Source organism: Streptomyces sp. NPDC014907, assembly GCF_055562975.1.
This window is the reverse complement of the sequence record NZ_JBVHEG010000005.1, coordinates 327,110-341,698: the sequence shown is the minus strand read 5'-3', so window position 1 is coordinate 341,698 and position 14,589 is coordinate 327,110. Positions and strand designations below refer to the sequence as shown.

Sequence of the window (14,589 nt, the reverse complement as noted above, 5' to 3'; positions counted from 1 at the left end):
AGTCCGTCGTGGCAGAACAGCCGGCCCGCAAGGCACCGAGGGCCACCGAAGCGCGCGTGGTGCACACGGAGCGGATCACTCCGCACATGGTGCGGGTCGTCCTGGGCGGTCCGGGGCTCGACGGGTTCGACGCCCGCACGTACACCGACCACTACGTGAAGCTGCTCTTCGCGCCGGAGGGGGTCACCTATCCGGAGCCGTTCGACATCGAGCGCATCCGGGAGGAGTACCCCCGGGAGCAGTGGCCGACGACGCGGACGTACACGGTACGGGCCTGGGACCCGGAGCGGCGCGAGCTGACCGTCGACTTCGTGGTCCACGGCGACGAGGGCCTGGCCGGCCCCTGGGCGGCACGCGCCCGGGTGGGCGAGACGGTGCGGTTCCTGGGCCCCGGCGGCGGCTACGCGCCGGACGGGGCGGCGGACTGGCACCTGCTCGCGGGGGACGAGAGCGCGCTGCCGGCGATCGCGGCGTCCCTCGAACGGCTGCCCTCCGGAGCGCGGGCGCACGTCTTCGTGGAGGTCGCGGACGCGGCGGAGGAGCAGAAGCTGGCGGCGGGACCGGGCGTCGAGGTCACGTGGCTGCACCGCGGCGGCCGCCCGGTGGGCGAGGCGCTGGTCGACGCGGTCCGGGCCCTGGACTTCCCGGCGGGCGACGTGCACGCCTTCGTCCACGGCGAGGCGTGCTTCGTGAAGGAGCTGCGCCGCCATCTGCGGCTCGACCGGGGCGTGGCGCGCGAGCGCCTGTCGATCTCGGGCTACTGGCGCCTGGGCAAGACGGACGAGGCGTGGCGCGCCATCAAGCGCGAGTGGAACGACCAGGTGGAGCGCGAGCAGGAGAGCTGAGGTTTCCCGGGGCGGGGGGGGGGGGGGGGGGGGGGGGGGGCCCCCCCCCCCCCCCGCCCCCCCCCCCCCCCCCGGGTCCCCGTCCTCCGTGCCCCCGGCGTCCGCGTACGTGCCGTCGTCGTTCATCCGGGACCGCCAGGCGGTCCAGTGGAGCGCCACTTCGTCGGCGCCCAGACGGCGCTGGGCCGGCCCCCACTCGTCGCCCGACGGCGGGACCAGGGGAGCGGGGTCGCCCTCCTCCGGTTCCGGGTCGTGCGGCGCGGGCACCCCCGGGGCGGCGGTCGCCAGGTCCAGGGGCCAGCCGGGCAGGCCGGTGACCACCGAACGCTCGTCCGGGGACAGGTCGTAGGCCATGCCGCAGTCCCAGGAGGAGATGGCCACGGCGACCAGCGACACGTCGTCGACGACCACGGTCCACCGCGCCCCGTGGCCGTCCTGACCGAAGACGAGGCCGTACCCCTCCGGGTGGGGCCGCAGCCCCAGCGCCGCGCAGGCGGCCGGGTAGTCGTCGCCGAGCACGCTCGGGAAGCTCGCGGGCGTCAGCAGCGCGGCGGTCAGCACGAGCAGCGCGTCGGCGTCGGCCTCGGCCTCGGCGATCGGGTCCGTCCCAGCCACGGCAGCCTCCCCATCCGGTCGTCGGCGCACCTTAACCAGTGAGTAACCCGCGCGTCGAGGGTCCGGTCCGCGCGCCGGAGGTCTCGTACCCGGGCCCGGCAGCACCCTCGGACCGGTCACCTGTCCCACGCCCATTGCCGCCCTCGGGCCCCGCCCGTCACGCGCCCCCGCCCGTCACGCGGACCTGTCCTTCACACGACCCCGCCCGTCACGCGGGCTCATCCGTCATACGACCCCGCCCGTCACACAGGCCCGCCCCTGACGCGGGCCTCTCCGTCACGCGAGCTTCTCCGTCACGCGGGTCCCGTCCGGACGCCGTCGTCGGCGGCCCGGTCCTCGCGGACGGCCAGGGCCAGGAAACGCGTGTCCTCGTCGGTGTAACCGGCCGGGCGCCAGCCGGCCCCGGTGAGCAGGGGGCGCAGCCGGTGCTCGGCGCGCAGGTCGTCGGGGTCGAGCCGACGGCCCCGCCGTGCCGCGAGGGCGGCCCGCCCGACCGGGTGGAACAGTGCGAGCCGACCGCCGGGCCGCACGACACGGGCGAGTTCCCGCAGGCCGCCGGCGGCGTCCACGAGGTGCGAGACGAGTCCCGCGGCGAAGACGGCGTCGAGGGCGCCCTCGCGGAGGGGAAGCCGTCCCACGTCCGCGAGCAGCAGCGCTCCGCCGTCCTCGCCGCCGCGTCCGGCCCGCACGGCCCGTTCGAGCATCTCGGGGGTGAGGTCCGCCCCGACGACGGTGCCGGAGGGGCCCACGGCGGCACGGAGCGCGGGGAGCGCGCGGCCGGTCCCGCAGCCCGCGTCGAGGACCGCGTCGCCCGGACGCAGGCCCAGCTCGGCCACGGCAGCGGCGTACGCGGGGCCGTCGTCGGGGAACCTGCTGTCCCAGCCGGCGGCGCGTACGCCGAAGAACTCTCGGACGCGTATGGGGTCGTCGCTCATGCGGCCATGGTTCCGCACCCGGGGAGCGAGGGGCGCGTCCGCCGCCCGCGAGGGCGGGAACCCTCCCGCGGGGCCTCAGTCGGCGAGGCCGGCTTCGGCGACGACCTTCTCGATCCGCACCCGGACCACGAGTTCACCGGGGACGGCGTTGCGCTCGCCGAACTCCTCCGCCCGGTCCTCCCCCATGTAGCGGGCGGCGATACGGGTGGCCCAGTGGCGCAACTCCTCCACGTCCTGGCTGAGTTCGGCGCGTCCGGACAGTGAAACGAAGGAGAAGGGCGGGGTGTCGTCGTCCACGCACAGGGCCACCCGTCCGTCGCGGGCGAGGTTGCGGCCCTTCACCGTGGTCCTGCCGGTGTTGAACACCACGTCGTCGCCGTCGAGCACGAACCAGACCGGTACGACGTGGGGACTGCCGTCGTCGCGTACGGTCGCCAGCTTGCCGGTGCGGGTGCCCGCGGACACGAAGGCCCGCCACTGTTCCTCGGTCATCCTCGTCATGTTCCCCATCCTGCGGCACGCGCGGGCGCGGTGCAGTGCTTGCCCTGTCCACGACAGTGCGTAAGGCTTGCGGCGACACGCGGACCTCGGTGACGCGGGGAGCACGGGAACCCGGTCGGCGGGGACGCATCACCTAGGGGGAGGACCACCGATGGCGTTGGACAAGGGACTGGACTGGCTCCTGGACGACCTGACCCAGCGGGTCGGGCACATACGGCACGCGTTGGTGCTCTCGAACGACGGTCTGGTGACGGGCGCGAGCGGCGGGCTGGCGCGCGAGGACGCCGAACACCTGGCCGCCGTCTCCTCCGGCCTGCACAGTCTCGCCCGGGGCTCGGGCCGGCACTTCAGGGCGGGCCGGGCGCGGCAGACGATGGTGGAGTTCGACGAGGCGCTGCTCTTCGTGACGGCGGCGGGCGAAGGCAGTTGCCTGTGCGTCCTGAGCGAGGCGGAGGCCGACGTGGGTCAGGTGGCGTACGAGATGACGCTGCTGGTCAACCGCGTCGGCGAACACCTCGCCGTGGCGGCGCGGCAGCCCGGTCATCCGGACGACGGCCTGTTCTGACCCTCTGCCGCGGGTTGTCCACAGGCGGTTTTCCACAGGGTGCCCCTGGCTCGTCACTCTGCGTTACCTTTTCTTCGGCGGGTCACGCGGGTCACGAGGATCACGCGGGAGCGCGAGACGGGAAAGCACGGACGTACGGGGGAGGGCCGCGGGATGACGGCGGACGGGCACGACAGGGTGACGCACGACCACGGCGGGGCGGTGGACGGGCACGGCCCGGCGGAGCAGGGCCACGGCGGGGCGATGGGCGGTCGTGGCGGGCCGGTGGACGGTCGCGACGAGGCCGTGGACGAAGGGGCGCGCACGGTGACGCCCGCGCGGGCCGCACGGGAGCTGGAGCTGGGACGCGACGAGTTCCGGCTCGGCGTCCAGCTCGGTCTGGTGAGGACGGTGCCCGCCGGGGAGGCCGGGCGGTGGCGCGTCGAGCGGCGCGAGCTCGCCCGCCTCAGGGCCGCGCCGGACTTCCCCGAAGGGCTGCGCGACCGGGTGCGCACGGTGGGCACCGGGGAAGCCGCCGCGCTGCTCGGGATCGCCCCGGGCCGGTTCGCCGGACTGGCCCGGACGGGGCACCTCAGCCCGGTGCGGTTCTCGCTGAACCGCTATCGGGCGGTGGTGTGGACGTACCCGGCGGCGGAAGTGGCCGAGTTCGGCCGGACGTGTCCGGCGCTCCTCACGGGGCGGCTGCCGCCGGACCTGAGGGAGCGGCTGGCCGCCCACGAGGACCTGCGGCCGAGGAACTGGCGTGCGCGGCGGCTCGCCCTGCTGTTGCGCGCCGCCGGCGAGCCGTGGGCGCGGGCCGCCGCCGTCGCCTCCCTGCTCGACCCGGTCCAGGTGGCCGAGGTCGTGGACGATCCGTACGAGCGCGCCCACCTCGACCGGCTGCGTCCGCCGCCCCCGGCCGGGATGCCGGTGTCCGCGGCGGCGCGCGAGATCGCCGGGCGGCTGACGCGGGCCGACGATCCGGACGAGATCCTCTGGCACCGGTTGAACCTGGCGCTCGCCCTCGACGAGGCGCGGGCCGCGTGCCCGGCCCCCTATCCGGGGGAGAGCGTGACCGTGCCGCCACCCCCGGCCGGGCGGGGCACGGGTGCGGTGTCCTCCGCGCGGCCGGGCGGCCCGCCTTCCTTCCCGGGAGCGGCGCCCGCCGTACGGCCCGGGGTGGCGGACCCGTGGGACCTGCCGGTGGCGGTACGGGGCGGCCCGCGGGCCCTGTCGGCGCGACCGACGCCGCCGGTGTCGCCGGTGCCGCCCGGGGGGCCGGTACCGGCGTGGACCCTGGTCCCGGACGTCTCCGCCCGGACTGTCCCGGAGGGCCCGGTCCCGGGAAGCCCGGTTCCGAAAGATCCGCTCCCAGGAGCCCTGGTTCCGAAAGGCCCGTTCCCGGCGGCCACGCTTCCGGAAGGACCGGTCTCGGAAGAACCCACCCCGGAAGCCCCGGTTCCGGAGCCGTCGGGGCGGCCGGCGGCGGTGTCCGGCCGTCCGCCCTCCCGTCCGGCCCGCACCCGGCTCCTCGACCGCTTCCGCCGGGGGCGGCCGGGCGGCGCGGCTCGCACCCGGCGGCGGAGGCGCCCGGTGGAGCGGCCCTGACGGCGGCCCCGTTCCCGCGCGGGACGGAACGGCGGGTCACCGACGTGCGAGGGAAAGAGGGGCTGGAGAGGATGGGCCCATGCTGTTGACCCGTGTCGCGGAGGTGTCCCGGGAGGTCGCCGCCGCTCCCGCGCGGTCGCGCAAGACCGCCCTGCTGGCGGAACTGTTCGCGGAGGCCGCGCCCGCGGAGAGCCCCCTGGCCATCGCGTACCTGTCGGGCCGCCTTCCGCAGGGACGGATCGGGGTCGGGTGGAGCGTCCTCAAGGAGGTCGTCCCCCCGGCCGTCCCGCCCGCCGTACGGCCGGTTCTCACCCTGGAGCGGGTCGACGGGGTGATGGCGGAGCTGGCGGCCGTCTCCGGTGCGGGCTCCCGTGCCGAGCGGGCCCGTCTCGTCCACGCCCTGTTCGCCGCCGCCACCCGTGACGAACAGGACCTCCTGCTGCGGCTGCTGACCGGGGACGTACGGCAGGGGGCCCTGGACGCCGTCGCCCTGGAGGGCGTCGCCAGGGCGGCCGGCGTACCCGCCGCCGGCCTGCGGCGCGCCGTGATGCTCGCGGGCTCCCTCCCCCCGGTCGCCCAGGCCGTCCTGGCCGAGGGCGCCGCCGCCCTCGGCCGGTTCACCCTGCGGATCGGCAGCCCCGTGCAGCCCATGCTCGCGCACACCGCCGCTTCCGTCGCCGAGGCCGTCGCCGCCGCGGGACCCTGCGCCGTCGAGGAGAAACTCGACGGCATCCGTGTCCAGGTCCACCGGCGCGGCGACGACGTCCGGGTCCACACCCGTTCCCTCGACGACGTCACCGACCGTCTCCCCGAGGTGGTCGCGGCCGCCCGCGCCGTCCCCGCCGACTCCTTCGTCCTGGACGGCGAGGTCGTCGGCCTCGCTCCCGGCACGGGGCGCCCCCTGCCCTTCCAGGCCGTCGCCGCGCGGGTCGGCTCCCGCACGGACGTGGCGGGCGCGAGCGCCGCGTTCCCGCTGACGCCCGTCTTCTTCGACGTCCTCGCCGTCGACGGGGAGGAGCTGATCGACCTGCCGGGACGGGACCGCCACGCGGCCCTCGCCCGGTTGCTCCCCGAGGACCGCAGGGTCCGCCGCACGGTCGTCACCGATCCGGACGACCCCGCCGCGATCGCTGAGGCCGAGCGGTTCTTCGCCGACACCCTCGCCCGGGGGCACGAGGGGGTCCTCGTCAAGTCCCTGGACGCGCCCTACGAGGCCGGCCGCAGGGGGCGCGGCTGGCTGAAGGTGAAGCCCGTCCACACCGTCGACCTCGTCGTCCTCGCGGTCGAACGGGGGCAGGGGCGCAGGACCGGCCTGTTCTCCAACCTCCACCTCGGCGCGCGCTCCGCCGACGGGGGGTTCGTCATGCTCGGGAAGACCTTCAAGGGGCTCACCGACGAGATGCTGCGCTGGCAGACCGAACGGCTCGGGGAACTCGCGGTGTCGGACGACGGGGTCACCGTACGGGTGCGGCCCGAGCTGGTCGTGGAGATCGCCTACGACGGACTCCAGACCTCGACGCGCTACCCCGCCGGGGTCACCCTCCGCTTCGCCCGCGTCGTACGCCACCGTCCCGACAAGCGCGCCTCGGAGGCGGACACCGTGGAGGAGATCACCGGCCGCCACTGAGGAGCGCCGCGACGCCCCTCGCGGTGCGGCGTTCCGGGAGGGATGCTGGAGGGGTGGCACCACGGGTGCCCGGCGCGAGGCGCGCGTGGCGCCACGAGCGACCGGTGGGCCACGAGGAGATGAGCGACGTGTACGACCTGCACATCGACACCGACGTCACCGTCCAGGTGAGCGACTGCGACCGGGAGGACGCCCGAGCCGTCCTCGGGGTCCTCGACGGGGTCTACCGGCTGGAGGACATGACGGCGCCGGACGCGCCGGCGGCGACGGGACCGGCTCCCACGGTCTGGACGGCCACGTTCGACACGGCCGGCGGACCGCACCGGGACGTGCGCCCCACGCGTCTGTCCGCCCCGGTCGGCGTCACGCTCACCGGCGGCTACCACGCCGTCGGCGAGGTGGAGAAGACACTGGCCACGGGCTTCGAGGTCCGGTCCCTGCACGCCGTCTCCGGCGACCAGGAGACCGAGGCGCGCCTGCTGCTCGCCTCCCGCTGAGCCGGCCGCATACGGGCGCCGGGAGTGTCCGGGAGGAATGGCCGCTCCCGGCGCCCGCGTCGCACGCGGACGGCGGCAGGTGCAACCCCGTCGCGCGTGCCCGCGTGCCCGCGCGAGGTCGGCGTACCCGCCCCTGACCTCGCTATACACCCTGTGTAGAGTGCGTGTGCGACCGCGCGTCCCGCTCTGACCAGGCCGGCGGCGGCCGTGCCGAAGACGTCACCGGGGAAAGCGGGTTCCACCATGTTCCGATCCAGGCCGCGCCGACGCGGGGGAGCGGCTGTCGCCCTGCTCGCCGCCGCGTCGCTGATGGTGACCCTGAGCGGCTGTGGAGTCGACCCCCTCACCCCGGGGGAGGCGCGGAAGGAGGCCGGTCCGGACGGCAAGGCGGGCGCCGCGGCCCGCCGCGTCGACTGCGCCGAGGCCACGTGCATAGCGCTGACCTTCGACGCGGGGCCGGGCAAGGACACCCCCAGGCTCCTCGACGTCCTCAAGGAGAAGGGGGTTCCCGCCACCTTCTTCCTGCTCGGCAGCAAGCACGTCGACCGTTATCCCGAGGTGGTCAAGCGCATCGCCGACGAGGGCCACGAGGTCGCCAACCACACCTGGACGCACCGGATACTGACGGACCTCGACGCCGCCGAGATCCGCGACGAGCTGTCGCGCACCCAGGAGGCCGTCGAGAAGATCACCGGCCGGAAGCCCACCCTGATGCGCCCGCCCCAGGGCCGCACCGACGGCACGGTGTCCGACGTCAGCCGGGAACTCGGCCTCGCCCAGGTCCTGTGGAGCATCACGGCCAAGGACTACTCCACCACCGACTCGGCCCTCATAGAGCGGCGCGTGCTCGACCAGGCGCACGGCGACGGGATCATCCTGCTCCACGACATCTACGACGGCACGGTCCCGGCGGTCCCCCGGATCATCGACGAACTGAAGCGGCGGGGCTTCACCTTCGTGACGGTGCCGGAGCTCCTCGCCCCGGGGAAGGCCGAGCCGGGCAGCGTCTACCGTCCCGAGAGGGACTGACGGGACCCGCCGAAAACGGGTGAGGCGCCTCACACCGCCCATGAGGGAACTCCCGGAACATTCCGGAGCGGTCCGCCGTTTTCACCTGTGTGACGGCGAAGGGGCCCGGTCCCCAAGGTTCCCCCCCCGGAGGCGACCGCCCTTCGCCCGTCACGGCGAACGGCCCCGGTTGGAACCCCCCGTCCAACCGGGGCTCTGTCGTTCCCCGCCCTCGTCCGCCCGCCTCGTCCGGCGTCGGCCCCGTCCGGTCTCAGACCCGGGCGGGTGAGGCGGCCGGGTGGCGGAGGGCGGAGGCGAGCATCAGGCCCGCGCCCCGGACGACGCTGGTCGACGGGTCGTTCGCCAGACGGAGGCGGGCTCCGAGGAGGTGGGCCAGCCGGGCGGTCACGTCGAGGCGGAAGGCCCCGCCGCCCGTCACCAGGACGCCCCGGCGCAGTGCCCCTCGGACGGCGCCGGTGCGGTCGTGCCGCCACAGGTCGCTCACCATGTCGGTGGCGGTTCCGGCGACCGCGTCCGGCGCGCTTCCCGTTTCCGGGAGGTCGTCGACGCCTATCTCGGCGAGCCGCGCGTCCTGCACGAGACCGTCCACGACGAGCGTGACCTCGGTCAGCTGTGCGCCGAGGTCGACCACCAGCAGCGGACCGCCGCCGGCCGGGGCCGCGTGGGCCGCCGCGGCCCGGGCGCTGTCCACGGCGAAGACCCGGACCGCGCCGAGGCCGTCCACCACCCGCTTCACCGCCTCCCGCTCCTCCCGGCCGACGAGCACCGGATGGGTCAGCATCACCACGGTGTCGTGCCCGTGGCCCGGTGCCGCCGCCGTCAGGCGCCGCAGCAGCCGGAGCTGCGAGGCCGCGTCGGTGACGCGACCGCGCCGTACCGGGCCGCTCGGCACGTCCGCGAAGACGCCCGCCCCGGGCGCCCAGGCGCGGGTCCGGGAACTGCCGATGTCGAGCGCGATCCCGCGCACCGGCTGCCCGGCGCCCCGGGCGCCCTCTGCCGACCCGAACGAACCCATCGTCTCCGTCGCTTCCGTCTGATCGTCGCGGACCCGCTGAATGCGAGGCCGACCCGGCCCCTCACTATGCAGTATCCGACACGACGGCGCCATGCCTCTTGGGATCGAAGGCGAGCCGTCGAGGACGGGTCAGCTTTCGGCGCCCAGCCACAGGTCGGGACCGAACACCTCGTAGTGGATGCCGGCGGCGGGGACGCCCATGCCGAGGAGGTCGCCGCGCACCGTGCGCAGGAAGGGCAGGGGCCCGCAGAGGTAGGCGGTCACGCCCTCCGGCAGGTCGAGCGCCGTGACGTCCGCGCGGCCCGGCCGGGCCCCGGAGTCGCCCGGCTCCTCGTACCAGAGGTGCAGCGTTCCCTGCGGCAGGGCGTCCACGAGGCGCCGCAGCTCGGTAGCGTGCGCGTGGTGTCCGGGGGCGCGGTCGGCGTGCACGACCGTGACGGGGCGGGTCGACCCGGTGCTCACGAGGTGGTCGAGCATCGCCAGCATCGGGGTGCTGCCGATTCCGGCGGAGGCGAGCAGCAGGGGGCTGTCGCCCGCGGGCAGGACCAGGTCGCCGAACGGGGCCGAGACCACCACGGTGTCCCCCTCGCGCGCGTGGGCGTGCAGCCAGGACGAGACCTCGCCCGCCGGGTCGCCGTCGACCCGCTTCACGGTGATCCGCCACTGCGGGCGTCCGGGCGCGGAGGAGAGGCTGTACTGGCGGATCTGCCGGGCGCCGTCGGGCAGGGCGACCCGGACGCTCACGTACTGGCCCGGCCGGAACGCGGCGGCGGGGCTCCCGTCGGCGTGACGCAGCGTGAACGAGACGGTGTCGGCCGTCTCCTCCCGCCGCTCGGCGATCTCCATGGTCCGCCAGACCTGGCCCTCGGTGACGCCGGACTCCTGGTACAGCCGGGCCTCCACGGCGATGAGCGCGTTGGCCATCAGCCAGTACACCTCGTCCCAGGCGCGGGCGACCTCGGGCGTGACCGCGGCGCCGAGGACCTCCACGATCGCGGCGAAGAGGTGTTCGTGCACGATCTTGTACTGCTCGGAGGTGACTCCGAGCGAGGCGTGCTTGTGGGCGATCCGGGACAGCATCGCGTCGGGCCGCCGGTCCGGGTGCTCCAGCAGGGCGACGGCGAAGGCGGCTATGGAACCGGCGAGCGCCTTGCGCTGCTCGCCGTTCGCCTGGTTGCCCCGGTTGAACAGGTCGCGCAGGAGTTCGGGGTGGGCGGCGAAGAGACGGCCGTAGAAACGCTCGGTGATCTCGTCCAGGGCGCCGCCGACGGCGGGCAGGGTGGCGCGGACGACCGGGACGGCCTGCTCGGACAGCATGAGGACTTCCAATCTGGTAGATCATCTAACTGTTAAAAGGTGAGGGAGAGCCGCACCCGGGCGGGCGCGGCGGGGGAGGGGCGTCGTCAGGAAGGGGGGCGCGGCGTGAGGGACAGGAGCAGCGGACCGGTCGGCGAGGACACGAGCTCCGCCACGGTCAGCGGGTCGAGCACGCGGTAGAACGCCTCCTGGGCCTCGCGCAGCTTCCCCCGCAGTCGGCACGCGGTCCGCAGCGGGCACGGCGGATCGCCCTCGCAGGCGACGACCTCCTCCTCGCCCTCCAGGCTGCGGGTCAGCCAGCCGACCGAGGAGCGCCTGCCCAGCTCCGTCAGGGCGAGTCCGCCGCCGCGCCCGCGACGCGCCTCGATCACGCCGAGGTGCTGGAGCCGGGTGACCACCTTGGCCATGTGGGCGTACGGCACGTCCATCGCCTCCGCCACCTCGCGGGTGGTGACGGACTCCTCCCGGGGGGTGACCGCCAGGCGCATCACGGCGCGGAGCGCCAGGTCGGTGAACTTCGTCAGCCTCACGACCCGACCGTATCAAAGTGGTATTTGATCTACCGGTTAGGGGGTGTCATCCGTGCCTCCGGGCGTCCGAAGTCCGCTCCGGCCCCCTCTTCCCGGGGGCACGGCTCAGCCGCGGCGCAGAGCGGCCAGGGCGCGGTCCGCGTGCGCGCTCATCCGCAGCTCGCTGCGCACGACCTCCCGCACCCGCCGGTCCTGGCCGATCACGAACGTGACCCGCTTCGTCGGCGCGAGCGAGAACCCGCGCCTGACCCCGAACCGTTCCCGTACGGCGCCGTCCGGATCGGACAGCAGGGGGTAGCCGAGGGAGTGGCGCCCGGCGAACTCGCGCTGCCGCTCCACCCCGTCGGAGCTGATGCCGACGGGCAGCGCCCCGGCGGCACGGAACTCGGCCGCGAGGTCGCGGAAGTGGCAGGCCTCGGCGGTGCAGCCGGGGGTGAGCGCCGCCGGGTAGAAGAAGAGGACGACCGGCCCCTCGGCCAGCAGCGCGGTCAGGGAGCGCGGAGTGCCCGTCTCGTCCGGAAGGCTGAAGTCCTCGACGAGGTCACCGACGTTCATGGAGGTCCGTCCCCGATCCGTCCCGTTGCGTCACCGGTGCCTCCGGTGACCGGCCGGTGACGTTACCGCAGGGTAAGGCGGCCGGTCACCCCCTCGGGGGGCCGGTGCGCCTCCCCGTCCGCCGCCGTTCCGTCCGTCCCGGTTCCCGTGGCGGCGCGCCGGTCGAGCACGGCGAGGACGCGGGCGCACCAGCGCAGGTTCTCCTCCTCGAAGGACCGGCCGCGCATCAGCGTGAGGTACGGCCCGATCCGCTCCGCCTCGCCCAGGTACGTCTCCTCGTCCCGGCCGTCGAGCATCCGCTCCCGCAGCCGGTCGTAACGGGCCAGCTTCTCCCGGGCCACCTCCATCCGCCGGGCCACGGACCCGCGGACGGCCGCGGTGTCCCCTCCGTCGCACGCCTGGACCTGGACCATCAGCTCGTCGCGGACGGCGCTCAGGCGCGGGGGTGCCGACGTGTAGACGGCCAGGTCCCGCCGGCCGGACTCCGTCAGGCGGAACACCCTCTTGTTGGGGCGCCGTTCCTGCTCCACCACCCGGGCCGCGATCAGACCGGCCTCGGCGAGCCGGTCGAGCTCGCGGTAGAGCTGCTGCGGGGTGGCGGCCCAGAAGTTGGCGACGGACACGTCGAAGACCTTCGCCAGGTCGTATCCGGAGGCCTCGCCCTCCAGGAGAGCGGCGAGGACGGCGTGCTTGAGGGACATCCGGACACGCTAGCAGTCCGTTGAATAGTTTCCTCCGCACCTATTCAACGGAAGAAGGATCATCGGACCGGCGGGGGCCGCGCGCACCGGACGGGGGTTCTTCACTGGCACGTCCGTCCGGCCCCTGCCTAGGCTGGAGGGGGGCCGGCCGTGGGGGAGCAGATCCGAGGGCAGCGCGATGGACAGCGACACGTTCGTCTACACCACTTACATCCGGACCACCCCCGACGAGCTCTGGAAGGCGCTCACCGAACCGGATCTGACCCGCCGCTACTGGGGCGTGACCTTCGAGACGGAGTGGACGCCCGGCGCCCCCATGGTCTGGCACGAGGGCGGCCGCGCGACCGCCGACCCCGAACAGGTGGTGCTCGAGGCCGAGCCCGGCCGCCGCCTCTCGTACACCTGGCACACCTTCACCCCGGCCTGGGCGGAGGCCGTCGGCCTCGGACACGACGCGTACGAACGCCTCACCCGGGAGCGCCGGTCCCGGGTGACCTTCGTGATCGAACCGTCCGGCGACACGGTCGCGCTGACGGTCACCCACGGAGACCTGGAACCCGGCGGAACCGTCGGACGACTGGTCGGCGAGGGCTGGCCCGCGCTGATCTCCAGCCTCAAATCGCTTCTGGAGACCGGCGAAGAGCTTCCGGAACCGCCCCGCTGACCCCGGCGACCCCGCCGCCCGCGCCCCCCCCGCCGCCCGCGCCCCCCGCCCGCGCCCCCTCCCGATCCCGGGCGGTGGCCGCCCTTCGCCGCCCTCCCGCTGGCCCATTCGAGTCGTCCCGTGTCCGACTCCGCCGCCACGCCCGGAACCTTGGCCACCCCTTCCCGTCCCATCGGTTCTGATGCTCCGGTCGGCACCGTCCGCCGACACCGCCAGACCGAAGAGGAGGCAGTCCGAGGTGCCGTCACCCAGACGCGCGCGGAGGGGCAGGACCCTCTCCCTCCTGATCGGCGCCGCCCTCGTCGGCGCGGCGGTCCAGCCGCCCGCCGTCCGTGTCACGGGCGGCGCCGCCCGTGACGCGGCGGCCGCCCCGGCACCGGACTCCACCGCCGTCGTCTCGGTGGACGACTGCTCCACGGGGAAAGGCCTCTGCGCCGCGCCCCTCCACACCGTGTCGCTGAGCGGCGGCCCCGTCCTCACCGCCCGGCCGTTCACGCTCGGCACACGGTCCTCCGGGCCGGTGGAACTGACGCTGCGCACCCCCGGGGCGCTCGCCGACGTCACCGTCACCGACCGGCGCGGCCGCCGGATCGCGGGAGAGCCGAGCCCGGACGGCACCCGGTGGACCAGCACCGCCCCCCTGCCGTCGGGGACCCGTTACGCCGCCCGTCTCGTCGTGGAGCGCACCGGGGCCGACGGCCCCCACCGCTCCCTCGCCCGCCTGGACTTCCGTACGCCCCCGGCGCCCGCCGGGGACCGGCTCACGGTCTCCTTCGGACCGGAGGACGGCGGCACGTACGGCGTCGGCCGGCCGGTCACCGCCGAACTCGACCACCCCGTACCGGCGGACGACCCCGAGGCCCGGCGCGTCGTCGAACGCGCCCTCGACGTACGGACCGAGCCCCGCGTCGAAGGCGCCTGGCACTGGGTCGGCCCCACCACGCTCCACTACCGGCCGCGCGGCTACTGGCCCGCCCACGCCACGGTCCGGGTCCGCGGCGGCCTCGACGGGGTCCGTGTCACCGACGGTCTGTACGGCGGCCCCTCACGCCCCCTCACCTTCACCACCGGGGCCCGGATCGAGGCCGTCACCGACGTCGCCGCCCACGAGATGACCGTGTACCGCGACGGACGGGCCCTCCGCACGCTCCCGGTCACCACCGGCAGGGCCGGCTACCGCACCCGGGGCGGCACCAAGGTCGTTCTCGGAAAGGAACCCCTGGTCCGCATGCGCGGCGACTCCATCGGCATCCGGCCGGGCAGCGCGGACTCCTACGACCTCCGGGTCCGCTGGGCCACCCGGGTGACCTGGAGCGGCGAGTACCTGCACGCCGCCCCCTGGTCCCTCGACGCGCAGGGCAAGGAGGACGTCAGCCACGGCTGCACCGGCATGAGCACCGAGGACGCCGCCTGGCTGTTCCGCACGGTGCGCGAGGGGGACGTCGTCCGGGTGGTCAACGGCAGCGGCGAGCCCATGGCCCCCTTCGGCAACGGCTTCGGCGACTGGAACCTCGGCTGGTCCGAGTGGCTGCGGGGCAGCGCCCTCGGCCCGGGCGAGTCCGGCGGCCCGGCCCCCGGCTCCGGCGCGCTCGCCCCGGCGCTCTGA

Annotated in this window: 15 protein-coding genes and 1 pseudogene; 8 read left to right on the top strand and 8 right to left on the bottom strand. The window is 75.1% G+C overall.

Annotation, left to right across the window (positions count from 1 at the left end; genetic code table 11):
- Positions 1 to 8 precede the first annotated feature (8 nt).
- Complete coding sequence (locus ACZ3IL_RS16730; protein WP_467391002.1) at positions 9 to 845, top strand: siderophore-interacting protein; 837 nt, start codon at positions 9 to 11, stop codon at positions 843 to 845.
- A 131-nt stretch (positions 846 to 976) separates the two neighbouring features.
- Here the strand turns inward: ACZ3IL_RS16730 and ACZ3IL_RS16725 are convergent.
- The 3 genes and pseudogenes from ACZ3IL_RS16725 to ACZ3IL_RS16715 form a co-directional block, all read right to left on the bottom strand.
- Positions 977 to 1,460 (bottom strand): annotated as a pseudogene (locus ACZ3IL_RS16725) (hypothetical protein); the annotation flags it as partial.
- A 293-nt stretch (positions 1,461 to 1,753) separates the two neighbouring features.
- Complete coding sequence (locus ACZ3IL_RS16720; protein WP_467391000.1) at positions 1,754 to 2,395, bottom strand: class I SAM-dependent methyltransferase; 642 nt, start codon at positions 2,393 to 2,395, stop codon at positions 1,754 to 1,756.
- Between the two features lie 75 nt (positions 2,396 to 2,470).
- Positions 2,471 to 2,896, bottom strand: coding sequence for a PPOX class F420-dependent oxidoreductase (locus ACZ3IL_RS16715; protein ID WP_467390998.1), 426 nt, complete (start codon positions 2,894 to 2,896; stop codon positions 2,471 to 2,473).
- 151 nt (positions 2,897 to 3,047) lie between these two features.
- Here ACZ3IL_RS16715 and ACZ3IL_RS16710 point away from each other — a divergent pair, with 151 nt between their 5' ends.
- The 5 genes from ACZ3IL_RS16710 to ACZ3IL_RS16690 all read left to right on the top strand — a co-directional run bounded on the left by ACZ3IL_RS16710 (position 3,048) and on the right by ACZ3IL_RS16690 (position 8,201).
- A complete protein-coding gene (locus ACZ3IL_RS16710) occupies positions 3,048 to 3,461 on the top strand; it encodes a roadblock/LC7 domain-containing protein (RefSeq protein WP_467390996.1) in 414 nt (137 codons plus the stop codon).
- 153 nt (positions 3,462 to 3,614) lie between these two features.
- A complete protein-coding gene (locus ACZ3IL_RS16705) occupies positions 3,615 to 5,048 on the top strand; it encodes a DUF6397 family protein (RefSeq protein WP_467390994.1) in 1,434 nt (477 codons plus the stop codon).
- A 79-nt stretch (positions 5,049 to 5,127) separates the two neighbouring features.
- Positions 5,128 to 6,675 (top strand): ATP-dependent DNA ligase, encoded by a 1,548-nt coding sequence (locus ACZ3IL_RS16700; protein ID WP_467390992.1) that lies wholly within the window; start codon positions 5,128 to 5,130, stop codon positions 6,673 to 6,675.
- A 119-nt stretch (positions 6,676 to 6,794) separates the two neighbouring features.
- Positions 6,795 to 7,172, top strand: coding sequence for a hypothetical protein (locus ACZ3IL_RS16695; protein ID WP_467390990.1), 378 nt, complete (start codon positions 6,795 to 6,797; stop codon positions 7,170 to 7,172).
- 243 nt (positions 7,173 to 7,415) lie between these two features.
- Positions 7,416 to 8,201, top strand: a complete 786-nt coding sequence (locus ACZ3IL_RS16690) for a polysaccharide deacetylase family protein (RefSeq protein ID WP_467390988.1) — start codon at positions 7,416 to 7,418, stop codon at positions 8,199 to 8,201.
- A gap of 250 nt (positions 8,202 to 8,451) precedes the next feature.
- Here the strand turns inward: ACZ3IL_RS16690 and ACZ3IL_RS16685 are convergent, their stop codons facing one another.
- From ACZ3IL_RS16685 to ACZ3IL_RS16665, 5 genes are all read right to left on the bottom strand, one after another.
- Positions 8,452 to 9,216 (bottom strand): rod shape-determining protein, encoded by a 765-nt coding sequence (locus ACZ3IL_RS16685; RefSeq protein WP_467390986.1) that lies wholly within the window; start codon positions 9,214 to 9,216, stop codon positions 8,452 to 8,454.
- 129 nt (positions 9,217 to 9,345) lie between these two features.
- Positions 9,346 to 10,533, bottom strand: coding sequence for a globin domain-containing protein (locus ACZ3IL_RS16680; RefSeq protein ID WP_467390984.1), 1,188 nt, complete (start codon positions 10,531 to 10,533; stop codon positions 9,346 to 9,348).
- A gap of 86 nt (positions 10,534 to 10,619) precedes the next feature.
- Positions 10,620 to 11,063: an RrF2 family transcriptional regulator gene (locus tag ACZ3IL_RS16675; protein WP_467390982.1), complete on the bottom strand. Its 444-nt coding sequence runs from the start codon at positions 11,061 to 11,063 to the stop codon at positions 10,620 to 10,622.
- A gap of 105 nt (positions 11,064 to 11,168) precedes the next feature.
- Positions 11,169 to 11,618: a peroxiredoxin gene (locus ACZ3IL_RS16670; protein ID WP_467390980.1), complete on the bottom strand. Its 450-nt coding sequence runs from the start codon at positions 11,616 to 11,618 to the stop codon at positions 11,169 to 11,171.
- A 62-nt stretch (positions 11,619 to 11,680) separates the two neighbouring features.
- Entirely contained in the window at positions 11,681 to 12,319 is a 639-nt protein-coding gene (locus ACZ3IL_RS16665; RefSeq protein ID WP_467390978.1) for a PadR family transcriptional regulator, read from the bottom strand.
- Positions 12,320 to 12,497: 178 nt separating this feature from the next.
- Here ACZ3IL_RS16665 and ACZ3IL_RS16660 point away from each other — a divergent pair, with 178 nt between their 5' ends.
- Positions 12,498 to 12,983 carry an SRPBCC family protein gene (locus ACZ3IL_RS16660; RefSeq protein WP_467390976.1) on the top strand — a complete coding sequence of 162 codons (486 nt, stop codon included), beginning with the start codon at positions 12,498 to 12,500 and terminating at the stop codon, positions 12,981 to 12,983.
- Between the two features lie 238 nt (positions 12,984 to 13,221).
- Complete coding sequence (locus tag ACZ3IL_RS16655; protein ID WP_467390975.1) at positions 13,222 to 14,589, top strand: L,D-transpeptidase; 1,368 nt, start codon at positions 13,222 to 13,224, stop codon at positions 14,587 to 14,589.

Coding starts and splice junctions, on each gene's coding strand:
- ACZ3IL_RS16720 (WP_467391000.1), bottom strand. CDS start 2,395: ATGAGCGACGACCCCATACGCGTCCGAGAGTTCTTCGGCGTACGCGCC.
- ACZ3IL_RS16715 (WP_467390998.1), bottom strand. CDS start 2,896: ATGACGAGGATGACCGAGGAACAGTGGCGGGCCTTCGTGTCCGCGGGC.
- ACZ3IL_RS16710 (WP_467390996.1), top strand. CDS start 3,048: ATGGCGTTGGACAAGGGACTGGACTGGCTCCTGGACGACCTGACCCAG.
- ACZ3IL_RS16705 (WP_467390994.1), top strand. CDS start 3,615: ATGACGGCGGACGGGCACGACAGGGTGACGCACGACCACGGCGGGGCG.
- ACZ3IL_RS16700 (WP_467390992.1), top strand. CDS start 5,128: ATGCTGTTGACCCGTGTCGCGGAGGTGTCCCGGGAGGTCGCCGCCGCT.
- ACZ3IL_RS16695 (WP_467390990.1), top strand. CDS start 6,795: ATGAGCGACGTGTACGACCTGCACATCGACACCGACGTCACCGTCCAG.
- ACZ3IL_RS16690 (WP_467390988.1), top strand. CDS start 7,416: ATGTTCCGATCCAGGCCGCGCCGACGCGGGGGAGCGGCTGTCGCCCTG.
- ACZ3IL_RS16685 (WP_467390986.1), bottom strand. CDS start 9,216: ATGGGTTCGTTCGGGTCGGCAGAGGGCGCCCGGGGCGCCGGGCAGCCG.
- ACZ3IL_RS16680 (WP_467390984.1), bottom strand. CDS start 10,533: ATGCTGTCCGAGCAGGCCGTCCCGGTCGTCCGCGCCACCCTGCCCGCC.
- ACZ3IL_RS16670 (WP_467390980.1), bottom strand. CDS start 11,618: ATGAACGTCGGTGACCTCGTCGAGGACTTCAGCCTTCCGGACGAGACG.
- ACZ3IL_RS16665 (WP_467390978.1), bottom strand. CDS start 12,319: ATGTCCCTCAAGCACGCCGTCCTCGCCGCTCTCCTGGAGGGCGAGGCC.
- ACZ3IL_RS16660 (WP_467390976.1), top strand. CDS start 12,498: ATGGACAGCGACACGTTCGTCTACACCACTTACATCCGGACCACCCCC.